The sequence below is a fragment of the Cytophagales bacterium genome (assembly GCA_019456305.1).
Taxonomy (GTDB): Bacteria; Bacteroidota; Bacteroidia; order Cytophagales; family VRUD01; genus VRUD01.
In genome coordinates this window covers 1-25,668 of the sequence record VRUD01000005.1, presented here as the reverse complement: position 1 = coordinate 25,668, position 25,668 = coordinate 1, and the positions used below count along the sequence as shown (strand labels likewise).

The 25,668-nt window shown below is 37.1% G+C and carries 26 protein-coding genes and 1 pseudogene; 9 read left to right on the top strand and 18 right to left on the bottom strand.

Annotated elements, in window-relative coordinates; translation table 11 throughout:
* Positions 1–3: 3 nt before the first annotated feature.
* The 3 genes from FVQ77_01805 to paaA all read right to left on the bottom strand — a co-directional run bounded on the left by FVQ77_01805 (position 4) and on the right by paaA (position 1,692).
* Positions 4–411, bottom strand: coding sequence for a hypothetical protein (locus tag FVQ77_01805; protein MBW8049077.1), 408 nt, complete (start codon positions 409–411; stop codon positions 4–6).
* Positions 408–620 (bottom strand): succinyl-CoA synthetase subunit alpha, encoded by a 213-nt coding sequence (locus FVQ77_01800; protein ID MBW8049076.1) that lies wholly within the window; start codon positions 618–620, stop codon positions 408–410. Before FVQ77_01800 ends, FVQ77_01805 begins: the two co-directional genes overlap by 4 nt.
* Before the next feature lie 85 nt (positions 621–705).
* Positions 706–1,692 carry a 1,2-phenylacetyl-CoA epoxidase subunit A gene (gene paaA / locus FVQ77_01795; GenBank protein ID MBW8049075.1) on the bottom strand — a complete coding sequence of 329 codons (987 nt, stop codon included), beginning with the start codon at positions 1,690–1,692 and terminating at the stop codon, positions 706–708.
* 227 nt (positions 1,693–1,919) lie between these two features.
* Here paaA and FVQ77_01790 point away from each other — a divergent pair, with 227 nt between their 5' ends.
* Together FVQ77_01790 and FVQ77_01785 are read left to right on the top strand one after the other, a co-directional pair.
* Positions 1,920–2,444 carry a hypothetical protein gene (locus FVQ77_01790; protein ID MBW8049074.1) on the top strand — a complete coding sequence of 175 codons (525 nt, stop codon included), beginning with the start codon at positions 1,920–1,922 and terminating at the stop codon, positions 2,442–2,444.
* Positions 2,445–2,493: 49 nt separating this feature from the next.
* On the top strand, positions 2,494–3,843 hold the full coding sequence (locus tag FVQ77_01785) for a hypothetical protein (protein ID MBW8049073.1): 1,350 nt from the start codon (positions 2,494–2,496) through the stop codon (positions 3,841–3,843).
* A gap of 24 nt (positions 3,844–3,867) precedes the next feature.
* Here the strand turns inward: FVQ77_01785 and FVQ77_01780 are convergent, their stop codons facing one another.
* From FVQ77_01780 to FVQ77_01730, 11 genes and pseudogenes are all read right to left on the bottom strand, one after another.
* Complete coding sequence (locus FVQ77_01780; protein ID MBW8049072.1) at positions 3,868–4,833, bottom strand: leucine-rich repeat domain-containing protein; 966 nt, start codon at positions 4,831–4,833, stop codon at positions 3,868–3,870.
* A gap of 395 nt (positions 4,834–5,228) precedes the next feature.
* A complete protein-coding gene (locus FVQ77_01775; protein ID MBW8049071.1) occupies positions 5,229–6,377 on the bottom strand; it encodes a hypothetical protein in 1,149 nt (382 codons plus the stop codon).
* A 62-nt stretch (positions 6,378–6,439) separates the two neighbouring features.
* On the bottom strand, positions 6,440–6,937 hold the full coding sequence (locus FVQ77_01770; GenBank protein MBW8049070.1) for a ferritin: 498 nt from the start codon (positions 6,935–6,937) through the stop codon (positions 6,440–6,442).
* A gap of 370 nt (positions 6,938–7,307) precedes the next feature.
* Positions 7,308–8,546 (bottom strand): AMP-binding protein, encoded by a 1,239-nt coding sequence (locus FVQ77_01765; GenBank protein MBW8049069.1) that lies wholly within the window; start codon positions 8,544–8,546, stop codon positions 7,308–7,310.
* A 348-nt stretch (positions 8,547–8,894) separates the two neighbouring features.
* Entirely contained in the window at positions 8,895–9,248 is a 354-nt protein-coding gene (locus FVQ77_01760; protein ID MBW8049068.1) for a hypothetical protein, read from the bottom strand.
* Between the two features lie 66 nt (positions 9,249–9,314).
* On the bottom strand, positions 9,315–10,139 hold the full coding sequence (gene menB / locus FVQ77_01755) for a 1,4-dihydroxy-2-naphthoyl-CoA synthase (protein MBW8049067.1): 825 nt from the start codon (positions 10,137–10,139) through the stop codon (positions 9,315–9,317).
* Positions 10,136–10,516 (bottom strand): DUF1987 domain-containing protein, encoded by a 381-nt coding sequence (locus FVQ77_01750; protein MBW8049066.1) that lies wholly within the window; start codon positions 10,514–10,516, stop codon positions 10,136–10,138. The genes menB and FVQ77_01750 overlap by 4 nt, the downstream gene beginning before the upstream one ends.
* Before the next feature lie 2 nt (positions 10,517–10,518).
* Positions 10,519–10,641: pseudogene (locus FVQ77_01745) on the bottom strand (DNA methylase).
* Positions 10,642–10,914: 273 nt separating this feature from the next.
* Positions 10,915–12,687: a 2-succinyl-5-enolpyruvyl-6-hydroxy-3-cyclohexene-1-carboxylic-acid synthase gene (menD, locus tag FVQ77_01740; protein ID MBW8049065.1), complete on the bottom strand. Its 1,773-nt coding sequence runs from the start codon at positions 12,685–12,687 to the stop codon at positions 10,915–10,917.
* An 86-nt stretch (positions 12,688–12,773) separates the two neighbouring features.
* The gene (locus tag FVQ77_01735) at positions 12,774–13,709 is read right to left on the bottom strand and encodes an isochorismate synthase (protein ID MBW8049064.1); all 936 of its coding nucleotides are present in this window, start codon (positions 13,707–13,709) and stop codon (positions 12,774–12,776) included.
* 424 nt (positions 13,710–14,133) lie between these two features.
* A complete protein-coding gene (locus FVQ77_01730) occupies positions 14,134–14,550 on the bottom strand; it encodes a hotdog fold thioesterase (protein MBW8049063.1) in 417 nt (138 codons plus the stop codon).
* Between the two features lie 199 nt (positions 14,551–14,749).
* Between FVQ77_01730 and FVQ77_01725 the strand changes: the two genes are divergently transcribed.
* The 3 genes from FVQ77_01725 to FVQ77_01715 all read left to right on the top strand — a co-directional run bounded on the left by FVQ77_01725 (position 14,750) and on the right by FVQ77_01715 (position 17,349).
* On the top strand, positions 14,750–15,364 hold the full coding sequence (locus FVQ77_01725) for a histidine phosphatase family protein (protein ID MBW8049062.1): 615 nt from the start codon (positions 14,750–14,752) through the stop codon (positions 15,362–15,364).
* Positions 15,365–15,514: 150 nt separating this feature from the next.
* Complete coding sequence (locus tag FVQ77_01720) at positions 15,515–16,489, top strand: VWA domain-containing protein (GenBank protein MBW8049061.1); 975 nt, start codon at positions 15,515–15,517, stop codon at positions 16,487–16,489.
* Positions 16,486–17,349 carry a tetratricopeptide repeat protein gene (locus FVQ77_01715; protein MBW8049060.1) on the top strand — a complete coding sequence of 288 codons (864 nt, stop codon included), beginning with the start codon at positions 16,486–16,488 and terminating at the stop codon, positions 17,347–17,349. The genes FVQ77_01720 and FVQ77_01715 overlap by 4 nt, the downstream gene beginning before the upstream one ends.
* Before the next feature lie 64 nt (positions 17,350–17,413).
* On the opposite strand, the gene FVQ77_01710 is transcribed toward FVQ77_01715, so the two are convergent.
* Positions 17,414–18,088: an NUDIX hydrolase gene (locus tag FVQ77_01710; protein ID MBW8049059.1), complete on the bottom strand. Its 675-nt coding sequence runs from the start codon at positions 18,086–18,088 to the stop codon at positions 17,414–17,416.
* Positions 18,089–18,179: 91 nt separating this feature from the next.
* Here FVQ77_01710 and FVQ77_01705 point away from each other — a divergent pair, with 91 nt between their 5' ends.
* Positions 18,180–18,836: an orotate phosphoribosyltransferase gene (locus tag FVQ77_01705; protein MBW8049058.1), complete on the top strand. Its 657-nt coding sequence runs from the start codon at positions 18,180–18,182 to the stop codon at positions 18,834–18,836.
* 59 nt (positions 18,837–18,895) lie between these two features.
* A complete protein-coding gene (locus tag FVQ77_01700) occupies positions 18,896–19,393 on the top strand; it encodes a metallophosphoesterase family protein (protein ID MBW8049057.1) in 498 nt (165 codons plus the stop codon).
* 88 nt (positions 19,394–19,481) lie between these two features.
* Here FVQ77_01700 and FVQ77_01695 read toward each other — a convergent pair whose 3' ends face one another.
* Positions 19,482–19,727 (bottom strand): hypothetical protein, encoded by a 246-nt coding sequence (locus FVQ77_01695; GenBank protein MBW8049056.1) that lies wholly within the window; start codon positions 19,725–19,727, stop codon positions 19,482–19,484.
* A gap of 19 nt (positions 19,728–19,746) precedes the next feature.
* Positions 19,747–20,106, bottom strand: a complete 360-nt coding sequence (locus FVQ77_01690; protein ID MBW8049055.1) for a hypothetical protein — start codon at positions 20,104–20,106, stop codon at positions 19,747–19,749.
* A 510-nt stretch (positions 20,107–20,616) separates the two neighbouring features.
* Between FVQ77_01690 and FVQ77_01685 the strand changes: the two genes are divergently transcribed.
* The gene (locus FVQ77_01685; GenBank protein MBW8049054.1) at positions 20,617–21,984 is read left to right on the top strand and encodes a histidine--tRNA ligase; all 1,368 of its coding nucleotides are present in this window, start codon (positions 20,617–20,619) and stop codon (positions 21,982–21,984) included.
* A 213-nt stretch (positions 21,985–22,197) separates the two neighbouring features.
* A complete protein-coding gene (locus FVQ77_01680; protein MBW8049053.1) occupies positions 22,198–23,013 on the top strand; it encodes a KilA-N domain-containing protein in 816 nt (271 codons plus the stop codon).
* An 82-nt stretch (positions 23,014–23,095) separates the two neighbouring features.
* Here the strand turns inward: FVQ77_01680 and FVQ77_01675 are convergent.
* Positions 23,096–25,668: T9SS type A sorting domain-containing protein (locus tag FVQ77_01675; protein ID MBW8049052.1), on the bottom strand; the 2,573-nt coding region annotated here is incomplete at its 5' end.

Genomic DNA, 25,668 nt, shown 5'->3' with positions numbered 1-25,668 from the left:
GATTTATGATTTTTGCCATTCAAAAGCAGTCTTTTTTTTTCTTTGTTGGAATTTTATATCAAAATTATCAAATACATTTTTTCTACCCAATAGTAAGGGAACTTGTTCAATCTGAGCCCAGGCAATAGTACAATTAAATTGATGTTTTTCTATTCTCATTGGAACAATTGCAAATCTTGCAGTAATAGCTCCACCAATTCCCCCCATTTGTTTTACATCTAAAGCAATTTTTTCCAAACCTAAGAATATACCCATACGATAAGAGATCATGGTGTAATCTGCACCTGAATCTATATAGAAATTTTCAGAAATCCATTCTTTGTTATTCCTGAGAATATAGATGTTAGCAACTGGTCTAAATATTATCTCTCCCGATCGAAGACGCTCCTGTCTGTAATCAAATTCAATCATCTAATTCTTTTAAGTATAAAAATGCAAATTTCAGCATTAGGCACCTTCCAAAGTACCACTTCTTTGCCTGGATATTTCTTTTTAGCAGTTTCGTAGACTACTTCCGGGTCTTCATCTGCACATACTACCTGTTTATCTACAATAGAGATATACTTATTCTCGTATTTAGTCAGATCTGCTTTTGTGAACCAATTAAAAGTTTCATCCATTGTAATTGTATTTAAATATTTTTTGTTTAGTTAATCTTAAATTTTTAATATATATTTTATTCTCGACATGAATGTTGAGGTACAATTAAGCCAACGGCTGCACATAAGCAACCTCTTTACTCAACAACGCCTGCCTCACCCACTTACCCCGTTCCTCTGCCATCCTGCGAACAGCCAGCCTTTCCTTGTTACAGGGGCCATCACCATTGATAACTTTAAAAAACTCATCCCAGTCCGGTTCTGTATATTCCCATTTGCCTGTATCTTTGTTTTTATGCAGCTTCGGATCGGGTACAGTCAATCCAAGCTCCCAGATCTTAGGGACATACATATCCAGGAATGTCTGGCGCATATCATCATTGGTTGCCATTTTTACCTTCCATTTCATCAGTATTTCAGTATGGACGCTTATTTTATCAGGGGGGCCGAAAAAGTGCATGATGGGCGCCCACCAGCGGCTGAGGGCTTCCTGGATCATTTTTCTTTGTTTGGTTGTACCTGTTGCAAGACTTACTACTGCATCATGTCCATATTTGAGGTGGAAGGATTCTTCTGCACAAATTCTGTCCAGCGCCCTGCAATAGGGTCCATAGCTTCCTTTGGCATTGGCAAGTTGATTTACGATGGCGCCTGCATCTACAAGCCATGAAATAACCGTAGAATCAGCCCACGTGAACGCAGGATAATTGAATACATTGGAGTATTTTGATTTGCCGTTGATCAGGTCATTGATCATGGCTTCCCTTGGTTTGCCAAGTGTTTCGGCAGCGCTGTACAGTAATTGGCAATGGCCCACTTCATCCTGTACTTTTGCCATTAAGGCAAGTTTACGCTTAAAGCCAGGGGCTCTTGTTATCCAGGTGCCTTCGGGCAATGCCCCTATGATCTCTGAATTGGCGTGCTGCTCTATCATTCGTATTAGCTGTTTACGATATAAAGCAGGCATCCAGTCTGAGGGTTCTATTTTTTCCCCGCGATTGATACGTGCTTCAAATTCAGATAATTTCTCCGGATCTTCATTTTTGAGATCGTCAGTTTTTGTGGTTTCGAATATGTTACCTCCTCCGTACATGATATTTAGTGATTTTACCTGCCTGTCCCGAGTGCCCGGGACGCAGACAGGTGATTAGATAATTTATATTTCTTTACCAAAGTTATATTTTAATGCGTATATATTGGTTTGTATCTGTAGTTTATTTTTATTTAGCATTTTTAATCGTAAAGATACAAATCTTTATTTAATTTATGTTTATTTAGTAGAATAATTTTATCTTTACCACTTAATTGCTATCTAAGATTATGAAAAAAGTTATCCTATCATTTATAAGTATTCTGTTTTTGGCTGCTATGGCCAGGGCAACTAATTTATCAAACAACTTAAAGGTAGATACGAGCTCATATATATATCAAAATAAGATAGATTCTGTGGGTATGAATAATCAAAAGTTAGAGGGTATTTTAAAAAAGCAAGGTGAAATAATTGAGAGTAGGGAAGGATATTGGCAGTTGAATTATCTTAATAGAATATTAATTGTCATAACAGATCAAAAAAACAATCGTATGCGAATTATCACGCCCGTTATAGATGAGAAGGAAATAAAAAAATCTTATTATTCAGAGTTATTGAAAGCTCAGTTTGATCGCGCCTTAGATGTAAAATATGCTTTGTATAATGGTTTACTTTGGTCTATATTTGTGCACCCTTTGAAAGAACTTACTGAAAGTCAATTGATAGACGCAATAAGCCAGGTATTTTATGCTGCTCATAATTTCGGTGGAAGTTATAGAAGTACTATCTTGCAATTTGGTAGTGGAGATAAATAAAGAGCATAACTACGTATTTATTAATCAGATAAACAATAAACGAATTTTTATGAAACAACTTGGTATTATAATTTATATTCTCTTATTATTCCAGGATAGTTACTCTCAGTTTGCCTTTCAAAGTACATATAGGGGGAATAATACAAATTCAGGTTGGTCTGTACAGCAAACCAAAGATGGCGGTTATATCATGATGGGAGAGAGTTTCAGCTTTGGAGCAGGTAGTACGGATCTGTTTTTAACTAAAACAGACCGGATGGGGAACATATTATGGTCACACAACTTTGGCGGCAAGGATAGTGATTATGGCCGCCATGTTATGCAAACAAAAGATGGAGGATATGTCGTACTTGGTTATACTTTTAGTTTTGGTGCCGGGGAAGCCGATGTATATTTGATAAAAACAGATCCTGATGGAGAAATATTATGGTCAAAAACTTATGGTGGTGAAAAGAATGATTATGCCTATTCCATTATAGAATTAAATGACCGTGGACTTATCATTATTGGTGAGACCGCCAGCTTTGGTGCAGGCGATTATGATGTATATCTATTAAGATTAGATTGGGAGGGGGATTTGATTTGGTCAAAAACCTATGGAGGAAAAAAACTTGATGTAGGTCGTTCAATACAGCAAACATTTGATGATGGATTTATTATTGCAGGAGAAACCAATAGCTTTGGTACGGGAAGTTATGATGTATATTTGTTGCGTACCGATGAAGACGGAAAACTTTTGTGGGCGAGGACTTACGGAGGTAAAAGTAAAGACTATGGCCGTGGTGTTCTGGAAACAATAGATGGAGGCTATATGATTTGTGGCAGTAGTTTTAGTTTTGGTTTGGGTGGAGAGGATGAGGATGCTTATTTGATCAAAACTGATGTGCAGGGCAACCTGACCTGGTCAAAAATAATCGGGGGAGATAATATTGATTATGCTCACTCCGTTTTTGGTACAAAAAGCGATGAATACGTGCCTATGCCTGAAAAATTTATTATTACCGGATATACCACTAGTTATGGAACTGGTGATGCTGATGTTTTTCTAGCTAAAGCAACCAGGTATGGAACTATCCTTTGGTATAAAACTTATGGTGGCCCCCTCCCTGATTATGGATTTTCACTGCAGCGTACGGATGATGGCGGCTTTATTATCATAGGAGAGAGTAGTAATTTTGGAGCTCAGGGTAGTGATGTTTACCTGATAAAAACAGATCGGTATGGATACTCAGGAGGATGCAATGAATCCAAGGCACATCCTCAAATTACGACACCTGCAACCATAATTAGTAAAGGTGGTTTAGAGGGAACACCTGATACTATAATGAAGAATGCTTCTACTATTGTCAATGAGTCGGCAAGCGTTAAGTTAGAAGTGATTCATCTGTGTTTCTGGTAAATCCGATGTTAATTTTTAGTTAAATTAAAATGCAATTCTGGTATCAGGTAGCAGCTTTTTAATTTTCTCTTTTTCTTTCTTGGGAAGAGGATTTCCGCTCAGTAGCAATTCTTCTAAATTTACCAGTCCGGCCATTTCAACAGGCAGCGTTTTGAGCTGATTATTATGCAGATCCAATAGTTGCAAATGCAGCAACTTGCCTATTTCAGCAGGTAATTGGCTGAGTTGATTAGATTGCAAATCCAGTATTTGCAAATTTTGCAATTTGCCAGTTTGGGCAGGTAAAGCAGTAAGTTTGTTATTACCCAGATACAATTTTTTTAACTTTTTCAAAGTGTAGATTTCTTCAGGCAAAACACTGAGTTGATTATTCCACAAACCTAATGTTCGTAACTTTTTTAGTGTGAGAATTTCATCAGGGAAAACGTTGAGTTGATTCCCTGACAAACCCAAAATTTTTAATTTTTGCAGATGAGCAATTTTAGACGAGAAAACAGTAATTCGATTTTCATCCAGGTATAATTCCTCCAAATTTTGTAATTTGCAAATTTCAAGAGGAAAAGTTTTGAGCTGATTATTAGTTAGCGATAGTTTTTGTAAATTCTGGAGTTTGCTAATTTCAGCAGGCAAGCCGCTGAGTTGATTACCCCCTAAATTCAAAACTTGTAAATTGGGCAGTTTACTAATTCCTGCGGGTAACCCGGTAAGAAATTGCCCTGTTAAGTCAACTACATACGCCTTATCGGGTTCTGTTAAAGCTTCGTTGATAGAATAGTAATATTTAGTTAGTACTAATTCTTCTTTATTGAGTAATTTCCCTTGTCCATTTACTTTGTTAGGAAAAATCAATAAAAACAATGCAATTCCTTTTAAACCCTTGAAATAATTGAAGTTGGAAGGACATTGTAAAGAGAAATATCTAACGGGGTGAACTAAATTAGATGGGATTGTTGATAAAAATGCGATGTGGATTAGGCTCTTAAAAAGCATACTTTGATAACATGTTAACGATAATTTTGTTGATATAAATTAATCAGCCAGAAGTCGGCAGTCCACAGTCGGCAATCGGCAAAAATTACATACTGCTGTTTGTGGACTGTGGACTGTCGACTTGTATCATACCGGTAAAAAAGTATTTCCCCCCGAGTACTCGGGGGTTTTTATTAAAAACTTGTTTTGAATAAAGCTAGTACTTTAAAACTGAGTCCACTCCAAAAAGTCAATTTTCGCCACAAAAGCACAAATAACACAAAATCCCACAAAAGTTATTTGATTGATTTTCAATGTTTTGTGGGATTTAGTGCTTTGGTGTTTTAGTGGCATTTTTATTTTTTGGACTTATTAGAGTGGACTCAAAACTTAAATTCGTATTAAGTTTTTCAATTTTAGCCAGGTTGTTGTTCTTTACTAACATCAAATTTTGCTAAGCCGATTAACGTGCCTATCCAGATATTTCCGTCTCGATCTATTGTAATTGACGACACAAGGTTGTATGGGAGCCCTGAGTTTGAAATGTTATAGACTTTGAATGTTTCACCGTCAAACCTGGCTAAGCCGCCAAACCAGGTAGCAATCCATTTATTTCCATTGTTATCAATGGCAATAGAACCTACATAATCATTGGGCAGTCTGGAATTTGAGCGGTTGTATATCTGCCAATTTTTTCCATCAAAATGTACCAAACCGCCATTATCAGTGCCGATCCATAGATTATCGCTGTTATCTATAGCAATTGATCTGATAAGGTTATACGGTAAGGGTGAGTTTGTAGTATTATAAATCGTCCAAACAGGATCTTTCGTGCTATTTTCACTAAATTTTACTAAACCTCCCCACCCGGTGCCAATCCATTTATTATTCTGTTGGTCTATTGTAACTGAACGAATCCAATTTTCAGGCAACCCGGAATTTAAAGTGTTATATATAGTCCAATTTCCAGGATCAGCGTATTCAGCGCTATCATTTTCAGGTCTTTGTATTTTTTGCTGATGAACATAAGAAATCTTTATAAGTCCACCACCCCAGGTAGCGATCCATTTGTTTCCATCCTTATCAATAGTAATTGACTCGATATTATCATTGGATAATTTTGAATTTGATGTATGATAAATTTTACACTTTACATTCGCTGGTTTGTACATCTCACTTTCAGATAAACTCTTGTTTGGCCATAGAGTCACTAAACCGGTACCGTTTGTTCCTATCCATATCTCACCTGTTTTATTGTCAATTGCAAGTGATTGTATTGAATTGGTTGGGATATCTGAGTTGCTGGTATTATATATGATCCAATTTGTACTATCAGACCCTTCGCTGCTGTTCCGGGGAAGTTTTACCAGGCCACCGCCCCAGGTGGCTATCCATTTATTACCTCTTGCATCAATCACGATTTTTTTTACATAATTTTCAGGTAAGTCCGAATTTGACTTATTATATTGCTTCCATCCCGGATATTGTTCAGGAGTTTCGTTTTCACAGGAAACTACGAAAAAGATCAGACTAAATATAAGTAGTAATAGAACCTTATGGTACATAATTTCTTTATGTGTTTACGATTCGGGTATTCAAGAATACATGAGCACTTGAACACATTTTCTTATTCTTTTTCTGCTAATTTTTCAATTTCTTTATCGATCAGGTAGATGCCCTTGCCATCAACACCAATAATTTTAATTTTGTCAAGAATAGTTTTAAAGGCCCTTTCTTCTTCATGCTGTTCGGCAACATACCATTGCAAAAAGTTGAAGGTAGAATAATCTTTTGCTTTCAGGCAAATTTCTACAACCTTGTTGATTGATCTGGTGTTATCCATCTCTTGCTTTAAGGCTAATTCAAAAATGCTGGTAATATTTTTATATTCACGGGGAGTTTTTGCGATCAGTGGTGTATACGCATGACCTCCAGCTTCATTAATGTAATGGAATATTTTTAGCATATGTCCCCTTTCCTCTTCAGATTGTTTATAAAAAAAATTAGCAGAACCATCCAGTCCTCTGTATTCACACCAGGAAGCTATGGCAAGATAAAAATAAGATGCATTAGCTTCTCTTTGTATTTGATCATTGAGTGCTTTTTGTATTTGTTTTGACAACATTGTAATAAGGACATCTCTAAAAACTACACCATACATTCCCCTCTATCAAGAGGGGCAAGGGGTGTGTTTTAAAAAATATGTAGTTTTTAGAGATGCCCATAAATTAAAAAGTTTATCCCGTTGAATTTCTTCTTATTCAATAGGGTGGAAAGTTTCGGGTTCTAAGTTTGATCCAGAGTTCCCGGGATCAAATTATGCAACCTGATACCATTTAGCGCTCAAAATTATAAATACCAACACCGAAATCCTAATTAAATAAATTATTTTTTAAAATTATTTTTTCAAATGATTCAGGGATCCAGTGTAGCAACAATTTAATTACGCAATATTGTAATCATAAAATATATTATTACAAATTAATGTTGCAAAACTAAATTGTTGCTACACTAGTATTTTTCTTTATGTCAATCTTACCTGAAGGTGTTTCCTTAAATTTATTGAGATAGTAAAAATAGCGCGGTATTTCATATTTGCTTAACACCTGTGACAACGCTTTTTTTATTTTTTCTTTTTTTTCCCTGGAAAATGATTTGCCTTCAAAAACTACAGCTACAGTTTTACCTAAAGCAGGGTGGGGGAGGCCTGTTACAAACAACCTGTTACTATGTTTAAGTTTAGTCATGACAGTTTCTAAAGCGGCTTCAACTTTTTCTACCTGAACTTTTACGCCACCACTGTTAATGATATTATCAATCCTGCCAAGCCATTTAAAAGCAGCCCCCCTAAATCCCCCCCCGCCATTATTCCTTACCGAATCGATGAATGGGTGAATCGGTGAATCGGTGAATTGCCTGCCCCGTTTCTCCGTTTCTCCGATTCCTCGTTTCTCCGATTCAGGTGGGCTTGGAGTTAGAGGGGGGCCGGTAGGGGGGCTGATTTCAACTAAATCGTTTGTGATCAACCATTTATTATTAGCAGACTTTATTTTCAGGCAATTTCTCTGATCTATTCCTATTTCTACACCGTCCATTATTTTATAAAAGGCTGACCTGTCAGGTCCATTAAGTCTTCGGATAGCTATGTGCGATGCTGTTTCTGTCATACCATATGTATTGTACACAGGCGCTTTAATGATCTGTACTTTTTTCTCCAATGAGTCGTTAACGGATGCTCCGCCAACTATGATGGCTTTCATTTTATTCAGAATACTGATCTTCTCCGGACTTTCTTTGATAATTGTGTGCAATTGAAGAGGAACAAAAGCAGTAAAGTCAAATCTTATATTATCCGGAAAATCTTTCAAGGGATCAGAGGTAGGCGGGATCACTGTTAATTTTAATCCCAATTCAAATCCTCTCACTAACATCATGATCCCAGCGATATGATCTGTTGATAAACAAACCAATGCGCTGTCTCCTTTTTCAAGACCAAAAGTTTTGCCTGTTGATTGAGCGCTGGTAATCATGTGATCTCTCGTAATGGTTATTTGCCTGGGTTTGCCTGTAGTGCCTGATGTGTTGACCCTGAACGCTGTTTTCCCACTCATCCATTCCTGACAAAACTTAATAGTTTTATATTCATTTGTAGGAATATGATTTTTAGACTCGTCTAAATTTATTGATTTAACTTGCTGGTAATCAAGTGTTTTATTTCCAATAATTAAAGCCATACTTCATATAATTTGAATTCTGTATTTGATATTTTATTTTGGATATAATATGTTGGCCGTTTGTTATTTAACTGTTTACTGTTACCTATTACCAACTGCCTTTTGCCAATCGGAGCATAGCGGAGATCCCTGCCTACTGTCTATTGTCTATTGCCAACTGCATTTCCTTATTCCCTATTTCCCTATTTCCTTTTTTTCTTATTGCCTTATTGCCAGCAAATTCATCGGATGACCCAAACGCACAACCTGGAGAGTCATCCGATGATAACCACCCCTTGTCATAGTCATTGTCATTGTCTATTGTCATATTGTCTATTGTCTATTGTCTATTGTCTATTGTTCTATTTTTTATCTCCACCCTTTCGGCAACAAATATTGCGCTCCTTCTGTATAAATTATAAAATACACCCAATAAATAAGTGCAAAAGCAATAAGGTAAAACATAATAATTCCCACATAACCCCCTTCTTTTTTACTACTTTTTTGAGCGGAAATAAAAAAATTCTTTAACCAGGGCGTGATGATATTGGCAGCGATTAAAAATCCTATACTATATAAAAATATCATAATAATAGTTTTTATATGCGGATCATAAATTGTATTAATAACTTTGTAGTGTGCAATTTCTTCAAAAACGTTTATCAACAATAGTGATAAAGGAAGAATGAGATAGGTTTTGTATTTACGGGTTGTTGATGACATGTTAGGTCTACGATATACAATTAGAGCATAACTATTACTTTTGTAACTAAGTACTACTCCCAGCACTCAAGGGAATTTGGTAAACTTTGAGAAGTCAGGCTTTCTTTTTTCTAAAAAAGCATCTCTGCCTTCCTTGGCTTCATCTGAGAGATAATAAAGCAGGGTGGCATTCCCGGCAAATTCCTGTATCCCGGCCTGGCCGTTTAATTCTGCATCGAAGGCGCTTTTAAGCATCCTTATTGCGAGCGGACTTTTTTCGAGGATCTTTTTACACCATTCTACTGTGGTTTTTTCCAGTTTTTCAAGGGGTACTACCTTGTTTACCAGTCCCATTTGTAAAGCCTCCTGTGCGTCATATTGTTCACATAAATACCATATTTCCCGTGCTTTCTTCTGACCAACGATCCTAGCCAGATAAGAGGCGCCATATCCACCGTCAAAGCTGCCTACTTTAGGGCCTGTTTGCCCAAACCGGGCATTATCCGCAGCAATGGTAAGGTCGCAAACTACATGCAATACATGCCCTCCCCCTATTGCCCAGCCGGCAACCATCGCTAGCACAGGTTTGGGAATGGAACGGATCTGTTTTTGAAAATCCAATACATTGAGTCGTGCAACGCCATCGTGACCGACATAACCTCCATGCCCTCGAACACTTTGATCTCCGCCACTGCAGAACGCTTTGCCGCCTTCTCCGGTTAATATCACTACCCCTACTTTCTGATCTTCATGAGCCAGACCCAATGCTTCGCTCATTTCATTCACAGTTAACGGGGTAAAGGCGTTGTGAACCTCGGGCCTGTTGATGCTTATTTTGGCAATTCCATCATAATATTGGAACAGGATCTCCTTATATTCTTTGATGGTTTTCCAGGGGAATTTGGTTTTCATATTTTACTTTCAATTACCTCAATTGGCACACTTATATAATCTTTGAAATCTTCTCCATCTTCCATAGCGCTTTCGTCTCCTTCATCATAATACCAACAAACTTTGACGTCAAAGCCCTTTTTATGGAGCTCGTCTAATTTTTTTAAAATCTCTGATATACTTTTTGAAGTACCTGTATTGTAATATACAAAAAACATTTTCATCACTGTTTTTTGATGGGGTTTTTTGCAATAGTTGTCTATCCAGCTTAATATTGGTCGGTAAAAATGTACAATATCATCAGCTATTGACCTGCCTTTAATTTCAAGTATGCCGCTGTCTGCATTGAAATTTACTGCAGGGCTGTCGGGGGTTTTTTCTATGTTTAAATTTTTCATAAATAATTTATTTTTCCTTTGAGATGCTCCCAGAGTAATACTTCTGAAAGTGTACTGTTATTTCTTAAGTTCCTTGCAAGTTGCTTTAATTTTGGATTATAAGGAATAATTTTTCTTTTTTTCATACTTGTCACTTTTATTTTACCTTCATATTGTAACACACCCCCGTCACCCCGCTGACAGCGGGGTGACGTCCCCTCTCAAGAGGGGAATTAGACAGATCTTCAGAGGGGAATCAGGCCCATATTCCCACCCATAATACGCTATAATTCCCCTCTTGAGAGGGGACATCCCGATTTTAATCGGGATTGGGGTGTGTAGCCACAATTAATAATTACACTAATTTAATTTGTGTAATTCGTGTAATTCGTGGTTTCATCCATCAAGCATTTTCCTTGCTATGAAATCATGTTCTTAAAATCATTAAAAACTTTCCTGTCTGTCAGTATATCCGTCTCTATTTCCAATATTTTCGCCTTTCGGCTAACGTTAAAAAATTCTATTAAATATTTGATGAGCTCTTCTCTTTTATCGCAGCAAAAATAATCCAAATTATGATCCTTGGCTGTATTTTTGGCGTTTAATGGTTGTTTTGTAACAAAATATTCATCCAGTTCGGGCAACTTATCCGGCCCGTCAATCAAACCGAATATGCCGCCACCATGGTTATTCAGGATTATCACTCTGATATTTTCCGGAATGTAATTGTTCCACAAAGCATTTCTATCATAAAAAAAAGCCATATCGCCTGATAGTACGGTTGTTATCTTTTTTGTAGAAACTGCTGCACCAACTGCAGTACTGATACAGCCGTCAATTCCGCCAGTACCTCTGTTTGAATAGATGGCCAATCTTAAATCCACAGCCCCCAAGTTGGCAGTTGGCAATGGACAGTTGGCAATATTGCCAACTGCCTTTTGCCAACTGCCAACGCTTATCCCCAATATACTTGCGTATCGAACGGGCATGCTGTTTGCAAGATGCAGAATGCTGTCTTGAGGCAGATTTTTAAGGACTTCTGAAACCGCTTCAAATTCACTGAAAGGCTTGTTATCAAAGAAATTGGTTAAAAAATTCTGAGCTTTTTGTTCCCGGTCCGCCCATGCTATGCACCATGCGCTTTGCGCCATGCGCTTTGCGCTATGCGCTTTGCGCATAATTTCACTGAAAAAATATTTGGGAGTCACATTAATAATATCTGTAAGTGTTTTAAAAGTATCAGCGACATTTCCTGCGGGCTGAATGTGCCAGTGTGCTTTAGCCGGATACTTTCTGAGAAATAGTTTAGTGCTTTTTGATATCACGGGGCCGCCAAAGGAAATTAATAGGTCGGGTGCCAGTTCTTTTAATGTTTTTTCGTTTTTTGTAGCTAAAATAAGGTCGGTGTGTTGTATAATATTTTGAAGACCATGCAAGTTGGAATTAATATCAGTTATAACAGGGATACCGGTGCTTTTTTGAAAATCATCCAATATTTGTTGTAACTTTTGATTAGGGTGCTGGAGGCCTGCAACAACTAATTTTTTTGGTGAGGCCTGAAATATCTTAAATAATTTATCCCAGGTTTTGTCTGTAAGGCATTTTTCTGATTCTACACGGTCGATCACTTTAATATTTGTGGTGTATTCAAAACGTTCATTTTCAGAGGGATAAAATGGTTCTCTTATCGGGACATTTATGTGTACAGGGCCATGAGGATAAGTGTTGCTGATGTTGATTGCCTCAGAGATCGTTCTTTCAATTTGCCAGCCAGCATCAGGATGGGCGTAGTCAACCGGTAATTCATAGCTTGCTTTACAATTTTTGCCGTATATTTCTTTCTGGCGGATGGTTTGCCCGTCATGCTGGCCTATCCATTCTGGTGGGCGATCGGCTGTAAAGATTATTAGCGGTATGTTTTGATAAAAAGCTTCAGCAACGGCAGGTGCATAATTTAAAACGGCTGTACCCGAAGTAGAAACAAGCACGGAAGGATTTTTTGTTTGCTGAGCTATTCCTAAAGCAATAAAAGCGGCTGACCTTTCATCACTGATGATACGTGTATTAATTTGGGGATGCCGTACAAATGCTAACGTAAGCGGAGCACATCGTGAACCTGGTGAGAGAATAATTTCTTTTACGTTTTTTTTAGCGCAAATTTCTGCTATGTTGATAATGGGCTGAAAGAGCATTTTGATTTAGTCCAATTAAACCACTAATTACACGAATTACACTAATTTAATTTGTGTAATTCGTGTAATTCGTGTAATTCGTGGTTTCATTTACCAATCACATCCAAAATTGTCTTACACTTTAACTCCGTCTCCTCCCATTCACTCTCCGGTTCAGAATCTTCTGTAATTCCTGATCCTGCGTATAGGATCGCCTTATTATCCGACAACTGCATACAACGTAAATTGACAAAAAGATGCGTTTCTGTGGCGTCAGGTGTTTCCACCTGACACGGCATATTAACCGGCCCTAAATACCCGGTGTAAAATTCCCTGTTGTAATTTTCATTGGCTAGAATAAATTCCATAGATTCATTTTTCGGCATGCCGCAGACGGCAGAAGTAGGATGCAGCAGGTCAAGCATTACTGTACCTAGTTGTGGAAAGTTTACAGCATTCATATCCACTGTATAGTCCGTTCGCAAGTGCATTAAATTACCGGCAATGATGGTCTTGGGGCCTTCTTCCTCAAATTCCCGTAAACGGATCTTTTTAAAACAATTAATGATAAACCTGCTTACCAAAGCCTGCTCTTCAATTTCTTTTTGTGTCCAGGCTGCCTTTTTGGGAGAGGTTCCGGGTTTCAGTGGCTGCGTTCCTGCCATGGCAGTTGTTTTGAATATATTGTTATGATCTACGCTCAGCAATATCTCTGGTGATGCTCCCATCCAGGTTGGATTTCCAGGAATTGAAACTAAGTAAATAAACGAATTCGGATAAGCATTGCAAAGCTTTTCAAAAATTAATAAAGGATCAAGTTTTTGAGTTAGTTCAAAAGTTTTTGTTCTGGAAAGAACCAATTTTCTGAAAATACCATTTTTGATCTCCCGGATGGCTTTTTTCACAATTTGGCAATAAAATTCTTGGTGCTGGATGCTGGACCCGCCTGCCAATTGGCCTGTCCGCCAGACAGGCGGGCGGGCAGGTGCTGGATGTTTACCCTGTGATCCCGAGTACTCGGGATCACAGGGCTGGATGTTCATCAAAAAATCCTCCAGGAGTTTGAAAAATTCATCTCTGGCTGCAGCTTTAGCAGGACTAGTCTGTAGGTTAAAACTTTCAATGATTTTATTTTTTGCTGTATTAAAATAGAGATCAGATTTAATAAAGATCGTAGATTTTCCGTTTAGATTATTGAAAGGCGAAAAGGCAAATCCAGACAATTGTGATTCCAGGTCTAACTTTGTAATCTCAGCTTTTTTGGAAAGATTAATAGCAACATTTTTGATTCCGGTTTGTGGCAGCTGCCAGATTGCAATTGGGTATTGCTTAAATAATGCAGTTTGGTAAAAAGCATTCAGTACCTCTTTTTTTTCGAAGGCATCTGGATTAAATAAAGTGTTAGCAATTATATTTGGTTTCATACGAATAATAAAATCCTAATATACCCTTATTCGTATATTAGTATCATTTGTCCAACACAGCCATGGTTAACCTGCTAATACATACCAACTCACCCTCTTCATCGGTGATTTTAATCTCCCAGATCTGCGTCTTTTTACCAAGATGTATTGGTTTGGCTTTGCCGAAAATGGTTCCGTTCTTTACGCTTCTCACATGGTTGGCATTGATATCCAGACCTACACAATATTGATCCTTACTTTTCAGACATAAATTAGCGGCAGTGCTTCCTAATTCTTCAGCCAGCGTAACTGAAGCGCCTCCATGAAGGACGCCATAAGGCTGCTTGGTTCTGTGGTCAACCGGCATTTTACAGCATAAAAAATCTTTATTGATTTCAGTGAATTCTATCCCAATATGAGCGCCCATACTGTTTTGTGAGAACTTGTTCAGGTCTTCTATTTTGATATTGGTATTTATCATTTTGAATTACGAATTAGCCATACGAATTACGAATAAAGCAATAAACTCCGATGCAAATATACTTAACCCGATGCTAATATACGAATTAATACTAAATCCCTCTCATAGCCATCAGGGATTCTTCATTCGTATTATTCGCATTTCACCCTTCGGGTGATTACCCTTTGGGGAACATTCGTATATTTGCATCTGGGAGAACATTATGGGTAAAAAAATATATATCATCCGCCACGGTGAAACAGATTATAATAAAAAAGGGATCGTGCAGGGAAGCGGGGTAGATGCACCTTTAAATGAAAAAGGGCACGAGCAGGCAAGGTTGTTTTTTGAAACATATAAGCATGTACCATTTGACAGGGTATATACCTCCACCTTATATAGAAGTGTGCAAACTGTTCAGGATTTTGCTAATTTTGGGATTAATTCGGAAAAGCATGATGGACTTAAGGAAATTGATTGGGGGGACAAAGAAGGAACTAAAATAACTGCCGAAGATGACCAGTATTATCAAAAAATAACTTCAGAATGGAAGAATGGAAATTTAGAGATGAAAATTGAGGGCGGTGAAAGTCCGCTTGAAGTGCAGGAAAGACAAAAATCTGTATTAGAACTGATCAAATCACGTAAGGACGAAAAGAATATTTTGATTTGCATGCATGGAAGGGCTATGCGTATCTTTTTGTGCTTACTGCTAAAGCATGATCTAAGAAAAATGGATGATTTTATGCATCAGAATCTGAGTTTGTATTTACTGGATTATGATGATACCATATTTACACTTAGGCAGAAAAATGATGTTTCTCATTTAACCTGATGCTAATACTTTATTCGTAATCAGTAGTGGGTTGCAATTATGAGACGACCCGCCTGCCACAGGCCATTGGCGGGCAGGTAAAACTAATTAACCAAAACCAGTAACCAACTAACTAAAACTATTAACTAAATAAACCAATAACTAAATTTTATGACCTGGAATAACGCATTTAGCAGTTTTGAAGTACTGACTATCATAGCTTTCGTGGCAGCTTACCTGTTTTACATTTTCAAAACAGTAGGTATTGCCAGGAAATTAGAATCGGGTAAAATCCGGGCTGTTTCTATAAAACTTGTCATAAGAAGCATATATTTTGCACTATTCATTATTGCATTGCTTAGCCCTTCATTTGGAGGTATAAAAAAGGAGATCAAAAGCATTGGAAAGGACATCTATATCGCTGTTGATCTTTCCAAATCTATGGATGCTTTTGATATTCAACCATCAAGATTGGTAAAAGTAAAATACGAGTTGAAAAATATTATAAAAGCATTTTCGTCTGACAGGATAGGAATTATTATTTTTTCCTCCGAAGCATTCCTCCAATGTCCGCTCACTTACGACCAAAGCGCTTTATCATTGTTCATAGAAACTCTAAACACCCGGTTAGTCCCCCGCGAGGGAACTGACCTTGCCCCGGCCTTAAACCTCGCATTGAAAAAACAGACCGGTACTGAGAATACCACTACAAAAAAGCAGTCAAAAGTGATCATTATCATCAGTGATGGTGAAGATTTTGGGGAGAATACAAAAGCCATTGCTCATGATATTAAAAAAAATAATATAAAATTATTTACGCTTGGTGTTGGTACTAAAGAAGGGAGTAAAATACCACTTAGGGGAGGATTTAAAAGAGATAAAGATGGCAAAGTCGTAATATCCAAATTAAATTCAGCTTCCTTAAAGGAATTAGCAAGGATCACCGGTGGCAGTTATTTTGAAATCAATAAAACAAGGAATGATATTACACGTTTAATAAATGCTATTAACCAGATAGAAGGCGAGCTGCGAGATACACGAAAAACAGATGTTTCGGCAAATAAATATTATTGGTTCCTTATCTTAGCTTTGTTGCCATTTATGGTAGCAGACGTGCTTTTTACCGTTAAAGTGATAAAACTATGATACATCTTACATTCATACTATTATTATTTCTAAACCTAAACAGTATTGACAACATCGCCACAATCAATAAAATCAAAAACCAGGCTCAGGAAGCATTTGAATCAGGAAATTACAGGGAAGCTATAAACCACTATTCATACCTCGTGGACTCACTGAAGGTTAGCGATGATAATGTGCAGATTAATCTTGCCCACGCTTACTACAAATTATCAGTTATGGACAGCGCGTTCAATATTTACAAAAAACTTTCTATTGCTGCTGACAACAAATTAAGGTCTGTTGCAAATCAGCAATTGGGAGTAATTGCAAATAAACAGAAAGATAAGGAAGCTGCATTAAACTTTTTTAAAGAAGCCCTTAGAGCCGATCCTTCTAATGAAGACGCCCGGTATAATTATGAGCTGCTTAAAAAACAATCAGACCAGCAGCAGCAGCAAAAACAACAAGATAAAGACCAACAAGACAAAAACAACCAGCAAGAAGAGCAACAAAATAATCAGGATAACAAAAGTAGTCAGGATCAGCAAAACAAGGAAAACCAGCAAAAGGAAAATAAAGACCAGCAAAAAGATGGATCGGAGAACCAGGAAAACGAAGAATCCGGGAAGAAAGATCAGCAAAAAAATGATGATGGTAAGAAAAATGAAACAAAGGATCAGAGAACCGCAGAACCGGAGAAGAAAGAACAGCAGGAACGCCCTGCTCCAATGATGGACCAACAGAAATTACAGGAAATGAACATTAGCCCCGAAAAAGCAAAAATGATACTAGATGCAATGAGAAACAGTGAAATTCAATACTTGCAGCAGATGCAAAAGAAACCGACAAAAAGGGCAAATAGTAATAAACCTGATTGGTAAACACATGGCCCTACCAATTACGAATTTACGAATTACGAATGATGCGTTTTTATTCGTAATTCGCTTATTCGTAATTCGTAGGGCTATAATACTTCCTAAAAACATCCTTTATCGTTTCATAACTATTCTCCAATGCTTCCCGGATTTCACCTTTGTCCATCCATTTTACCTCTTCAATGTCTTCTTCGGTTTGCGGAGCCATTTTTGAATCATCAAGACAGTGCATCTGGTACCATTTAGTTCTTTTAAGTAGTCTTTTGTTATTTCTTGTGTAAGTGTGCCACGTAGTGCACAATTTACCGGTCAATTCAACTTTTATATTGCATTCTTCCCCGACTTCTCTTAAGGCACATAACTTTGATCTTTCATTTTTATTGAGCTTGCCTTTGGGCAGATCCCATTTTCCCAGTCTATGGATCATTAATATCTGATCGTTTTTTTTAACCAAACCACCGGCAGCTTTTACAATACGAAACTGGTCCTTCAGAAATTTTTTGTAATGTTTTTTGCTTCTTACTGCAAAAGTAAGAGAAGTTAGCTTTTTGAGTTTTTTTTGATTAAAAAACTTGAAGAGCTTATCAAAATGTTTTGGGGTAGCTTTGTTAACCAATACTTTTCCGGTCAATTTCTTTAAAACTATCTTATCTTTGCTGGAAAAAATAATATCATAGTGGGTTTTAGAAGAAAGTTTTTTTTCTTTTATAAATTCAACCGGGATGTCGTTTATGAAAAGTTTCAATTTGATAATTTGGTGATTTTGGAATATTTTTAAAATCTAAATAAGAAATTTTCAAATTTACAAATTAAAATCAACTGAAATGAAAGAAGCAATGTATTTTCAAGGTAAAAAGGATATTGTTGCTAATAAAATGGCTGCTATGTTGCTTGATATCGGAGCTGTTAAGCTTCAGCCACACAAACCTTTTAAATGGGCATCCAGCTGGAATGCACCGATCTATTGTGATAACAGGCTTACGCTTTCTTATCCAGAAATCAGAAATTTTGTGAAAGAAAGCTTCATTTCAATCATAAAAAACAAGTATTCGGCCATAGATGCTGTGGCAGGCGTAGCTACTGCCGGCATACCACAAGCAGCATTAATAGCCGACGCGATGAATTTGCCTTTGTTGTATGTAAGGTCAAAGACCAAGGAACATGGGATGGAAAATTTAGTAGAAGGAAAAATTATAAATGAAGGTAAAGTGATCGTTGTTGAAGATCTGATCTCTACTGGTGCAAGTTCTCTCAGCGCTGTGGATGCCTTAAAAAGAACAGGGATGCAGGTTTTGGGAATGCTTGCCATATTTACTTATGGGTTTGAGACTGCGGAGGTAAATTTTAAGAAGAAAAATGTGCCATTGCACTGCTTAACTAACTACAATTATCTCCTGAGTGTTGCATTGGAAAGAAAATATATAGGCGAAAGGGATATGGAGATCTTAAATGCCTGGAGAAGAAATCCTGATAAATGGGGAAATAGGAAATAGTTGGTTTTTAGTTTTTTGTTATTGGTAATGACTATGACAATTTCTAAAAAGCATTAGAGATGCGAATAGGGCTGCTATCAGATACTCACGGTTTTCTAGACGACAAAATATTTAATCACTTCCAGGACTGCGATGAAATATGGCATGCAGGAGATTTTGGGAATATAGAAGTTTCCGGAAAGCTTTCAGCATTTAAGCCTCTAAAAGGGGTGTATGGAAATATAGATGGGATGGAAATAAGATATTTACATCCAAAAGATAATAAATTTGTGTGTGAAGATATGCAGGTCTGGATGACGCATATTGGCGGTTACCCGGGTAAATATTCACCCGAGGTCAGAAAAGAGATATATAAAAATCCGCCTGATATTTTTGTTTGCGGGCATTCTCACATCTTAAGAGTAATGACTGATAAAAAACTAGTACCCACCCTTTACATAAACCCCGGAGCTGCCGGTAAACAAGGATTACATACAGTAAGAACTATTATAAAATTTGATATTATAAAAAAGAAAGTGGTTGATATGAAGGTAGTTGAATTAGGGAAAAAGACATAGTGTAAATAATTGAGTAATCATAATTAACACCGCTGTTCTGGATTTGTAATCCAGAACAACAGAGGTTGGATTGAGGCAAAATTTTCATTTATGGGAAATCTTTATAGATTTTTATCCTACGCGCTATTCTCTCTGCCCATACTTTTTTACCCTTTATCATGAGCCCAAGACGATAATCTTTTCGTTTTGAAAGTTTTATTTTTATACGATAGTAGTGAACATATTTTTCCAGTTTCACTAAACCGCCTATCAATCTAATGTCATTTGCATCTTCTATTTGACGAAGTGTAACCGAAATGCTTTTGAGCACTTCTTTGTCCTTGATTTTCTGCAAATCGCGTTTGAATCGCGGTCTAAAAATCAACTCCATTACGTCTAAATATTTGGGAGATTTCTTTCCGAGAAACCTCACCACCCTCAAGCTCCGATTCTTCAATCATCAATCCCAAAAGATAATCCTCCCATTCTTCGTCATTGAAGATTTTTGTTTTGGCTTTGAGTTTCCGGGCATACTTCGCAAGTAAATGCGCTTCGTCTTTATTTTTAACTTGTGTTATTACTATGTTCATTTTAGGATGTTTTTTTACATCATTTGAATTTTTCCAATCAGCTTTTTCTGCTTCATCAACCCAAGCTTTTAATGCTTCTTTCGAATTTGAATATTTAGGATTTTCCCAAAAATCTCTTAATGTTTTGACAGAGATTATCCTCATTACGCAACAGGTAGTTGAATTTAAAAAATAAGTTGACCCCGAGTACTCGGGGTCAACTGTCTAACTTTTTTAAATAGTCTTTTGCGATTTTGATTCAAAACCCTTTTTAATTGCCTCCATATCAACCTTCTTAATCACCGGCTGGTAATTTAAAAGCTTTATTCTTTTTTTCTTTTGAATAGCTCTGCTTCGGTTTTTTCTTTCTTTTCGTTGTGATCTTTCTTTACCCATTTTTATTATTATTAATTGATAAATGCCTTTATTTGTAAATCGTACTGACGCAAATATACGGATAATATAATGCTAATATACTAATTTATACTAATGATACTAAAGTTGGTTTTTAGTTTTTAGTTATTGGTTATGGTTTGATAGTTTATGGTTATAGTTTTTTAGTTTGTTGGTCGTGCCATGAGTCCGGCATTAGCAAACTATTGAACCAATGAACTAAAACTAATAACAAAAAAACCATGAACTAAAAATAGTTAGTATATTAGCATTATACATAGAATGAACAACCCAAAACCATCAATCCCCAAAGGGACAAGAGATTTCGGCCCATCAAAAATGGTCCGGAGGAATTATATATTTGATATAATTAAATCTACATTTGAGAAGTATGGCTTTGAGCCTCTTGAAACGCCTGCTATGGAAAACCTGACAACACTAATTGGAAAATATGGTGAGGAGGAGAGTAAGCTTATCTTTAATATTATCCATTCCGGGGATCTTTTGACCAGAACCAGTATGAATGATCTAACCAAAGCATCTCTTAAAAAAATGCCCGAGCAGGCACTTCGTTATGATCTTACAGTCCCTTTCGCCCGCTATGTAGCAATGAATCGTAATGATATAACCTTTCCCTTTAAAAGATACCAGATCCAACCGGTTTGGCGTGCTGAAAGACCGCAAAAAGGACGCTACAGAGAATTTTATCAGTGCGATGTTGATGTTATAGGGAGCGATTCTTTGCTTTGTGAAGCGGAAATGATCATAATGATTGATGAAATATTAACCAGGTTTGGTATAAAGGATTTTACGATAAAGATCAATCACCGCAAAATTCTAAAAGGAGTAGCTGAAATGATCGGTGAAAGAAATAAAGAATCTGAAATTTGTGTTGCCATAGATAAGCTCAATAAGATAGGAGAGGAGGGAGTAAAGAAAGAATTAGCTGATAAAGGTTTATCTAAAAGTGCCGTTTCGAAACTTATGGCTATTCTGGAAATAAAGGATAGCAACCAGGAAAAATTAAATAAACTTAAGAATTACCTGAAAGATTCTGCACCAGGTATTCAGGGTCTACAAGAACTCCATCAAGTTTTTGAATATATTTCTAATCTGTGTCACAGTCATAATCATAGTCATTGTTTGTTTGACACCTCTTTAGCCAGAGGTCTTGCATATTATACAGGAACAATATTTGAAGCTGTAGTTAATAATGTAAACATTGGCAGTGTTTGTGGTGGGGGGAGGTATGATGATCTTACAGGTTCGTTTGGCTTGCTCAATGTTTCGGGTATAGGTTTTTCATTTGGTGTAGACCGGCTCTACGTGGTTTTGGAAGAATTAAAGCTCTTTCGTGAAGGGAGGCTAACTACTACCGCTGTGATGGTCACTAATTTCGATGAAGAATCTGAGAAATATTCTTTAAATGTGCTAACAAAGCTGCGTTCTGCGGGAATAAACAGTGAAATATATCCCCAACAGGCAAAATTGAAAAAACAGATGGATTATGCTAATAAAAAATCAATCCCTTATGTGATCTTAATCGGGTCAGAGGAAATTAAAACAGGTAAATTGACGCTGAGAGATATGAATTCAGGGGAACAGGAGCAGCTAAAACCCGAAGAAATTATTGGAAAACTATCCAATTAAAAAGAATGATATGATACATAATTGTTGATTTTTATTTATAGGAGGAAAGTTGTTAGAAGGAGTAAGTTAGCGTTCATGCTTAAAAAGACAACAGACACCTTGAAAATGAAACAAAAGATAGAAACAAAATGACAGAATTAAAAGAAAAAATATCCCAACCCTTCGTATTTTTAAAAATTGAATTTGTAGAACCTGTAAAAATGGAGGTTGAAGATGAGTCGGAAAATTAATGTAAAAGATACTGAAATTACAATTATATCGGTTGGTGAAAAAGATTATATTTCTTTAACTGACATGGCTAATGCCAAAGAAAGTGAGAGCCGTGCTGCCGATATTATTAAAAACTGGTTAAGAAACCGATATACACTGGAATATTTGGGCACTTGGGAACTAATAAACAATCAAAATTTTAAAGTGGTCAAATTTGACCACTTTAAATCTCATGCCGGTTTGCCGAATTTTGTGTTAAGTGTTTCGGAATGGATAGAAAAAACTGATGCAATCGGGATAATTGTTAAAAGAGGTAAATATGGTGGCACTTATGCTCATAAAGATATTGCTTTTGAATTTGGTTCAGCCATTAGCGTAACATTTAAGCTTTATTTGATTAAAGAATTCCAACGCTTAAAGGAAGAAGAACAGAAACAACTGGGCTGGACAGCCAAACGAGAATTAGCAAAGATAAACTACCATATCCATACCGATGCCATCAAAAAAAACCTTGTTCCCAAAGAACTATCAGCAGCTCAAACATCAATCATATATGCCAACGAGGCTGATGTTTTGAATGTTGCCATGTTTGGTGTTACTGCAAAACAATGGCGGGAAGCTAATCCCGATTTAAAAGGGAATATCCGCGATTATGCTACAATCAAAGAATTGATATGCCTGTCTAATATGGAAAATCTTAATGCTGTATTTATAAACGAAAATATATCTCAAAAAGAACGGCTTATTAAATTGAATCAAATAGCCATTCAACAAATGAAAATTCTGCAAGAGGTTGAGAATCGGAAATTAATGAAATAAAAAAGGGAGCAAAAAAAGAGAAACGAGCTATTTATTTTATTGTTGATTTTTATTTATAAGGACTGGAAAGAGTAAAAACTGCCTATTCAACAACAACCTTCTTATTAACCTCACCATAACCTGTTCTTATCTGCAACTGGTAAACCCCTGCGGAAAGTCCTTTTATATCAATTCGTTTGAAATATACCCCTTTAAATCGTTTCAAATTTTCGCTGTATATCACCTGACCAGTTATATTAAATAATTTAATTTGGAGTTCCTTCACTTCGTTCAGGACAAGCATTTCTATTACAAACTCACCTGTGTTGGGATTAGGGTAAATACTAATACTTTCAACACTACTCAACTCATTTAAACCAGATGCTATATCAACCACTATGGTATCATTCCCCGTACAGCCCTTCGCATCAGTAACCGTAACAATATATGTACCAGCAGAATCAACAATAATAGTTTGAGTAGTTGCTCCGGTTGACCAGTCATAGCTTGAAAAACCTGCACCCGCATCAAGCGTTATTGAACAAACATTACAAATCGTAGTATCTCCATCGAGATTAACAGTTGGTAATGAATTAACTATTAAGGTTGTAGAAATTACGCTGTCGCAATTATTAACAGAGATTAAGCTGTCATAATATGTTCCTGCTGTTGTACGGAAAATGCTGAATATCATTATGCTGTCGCCATCGCAGATAGTTGTATCTGGTGTGCTGGTGGAATAGGTTGGGTTTACTGTAAGTACTGTTAAATGAACACTGTCGCAACCGTTTATGGTGGTTGAGCTATCGTAGTATGTTCCTGCGACACTTCTGAAAGCGCTGTAGATGGTGATGCTGTCCCCATCGCAAATAGCTATGGCAGGGTCAGTGAAATTGTAAATTGGATTAACGGTAATATACCCCGCCATAGTTATCGTACTATCCGTAGAACAACCCAATGCTGTTAATGTAACATCAAAAGTACCGGCTGAATTGTAAGTAACTACCGGATTTTGAATCGTAGTATCAGGTGTTGTTCCTCCGGGGAACGACCAGTTAAAACCGGTGGCGTCTGTAGATGTGTTATTGAATGTGATACTATCACCTTCACATACATTTGTACTTGATGTAAAGCTTGCAACAGGACCGGCAGCACTTAGTTGAACCGAAACGGTTGTGGAGTCCACGCATCCTGATGCGTTTGTTCCTGCTACTGTGTAAGTAGTGTTGGCAGAAGGGAAAGCCAACACCGTATCACCTGTCGTAGTATTTAAACCTGTTGCGGGTGACCATGTATAGCTAACCGCTCCGCTTGCAACTAACATTACAGTGTCTCCATAATTGCACACTACCCCCGGAGATGGTGTTATAGAAATAACAGGGAGTGGATTAACTATTAAGGTTGTGGCAATTACGCTATCACAACTGTTTATAGTTGTTAGAGTATCATAATAAATTCCGGCAGTTGTGCGATAAATACTAAATATTAAGGCGCTATCGCCATCACAAACTGTATCATTCGGTGTGTTGATGGAATAAGTTGGGTTTATTGAAAGCACTGTTGAATGCACACTATCACAGCCGTTAATAGTAGTTAAGCTGTCAAAATACGTTCCCGCGACACTTCTGAATATCCCGTAGATGGATACGCTGTCACCATTACATATAGCAATATCGGTGTCAGTGATGTTGTAGTTTGGGTTTACGGTAAGGACTGTTGAATGTATGCTGTCGCAGCCGTTTGTTGTTGCAGCGCCAGAACTATCGTATCCAATAATATAGTATAAGGTGTTTGATATATTTATATCATTCCATTCTCCTGCTATTCCATAAGGCCAATTGTCTAATGCAATCGCTGCACCATCCTGACTAGAAAGGAAATCATCAGGTTCATAAGGATCCCCAAATAAGTCGTCCCCCCAGTTTTGATACATCCCACCAACAGCGCTGCCACCTCCTGAGCCAGCGTTTCCCTGACCATTCCAGAAATTAGTTCCTATACTATCATTATCCCCATCCCAAATCCAGGTTCCTTCTGCACTTTTGTCAGTTGCACCAATCCATACATATGCTATCCCCCCTCCATCAAATACCGATGTATAGGTAGTGGAAATTCCAGCCCCATTAATTATAGCATCATAAACACTATCTTGTTCATTTTGATTGTCAATATGAACCAAATGTCCCCCTCTTTCTGCTGCACAATTAGCAGCATCATTCCATGTTTTTAGTTCTTTAACTATTTCATAATTCTTTCCATTAAAGCTAAACTGATAGATGTTAGCAGTGTCTGCACAATTTTGTCCATAGGTGGTTGAACTGTCATAGTATGTTCCTGCAGAACTTCTGAAAGTGCCGTAGATAGAAATGCTGTCGCCAATGCAGATAGCGATAGCAGGATCGGTGATGCTGTAAGTTGGGTTTACGGTAAGGACTGTTGAGTGTATGCTGTCGCAGCCGTTTACAGTAGTTAAGCTATCATAATACGTCCCTGCTATACTTCTGAATGTACCGTAAATGGAAATACTATCGCCATCACAAACAGAAACTGGTGCATCAACAATATTGTATGTCGGATCAAGGGTCAATACGGTGGAATGAACACTGTCGCAACCTGCCCCTGTAAGAAGGCTATCATAATAAGTTCCTGCTGCACTCCTTGATATCCCGTAAATCA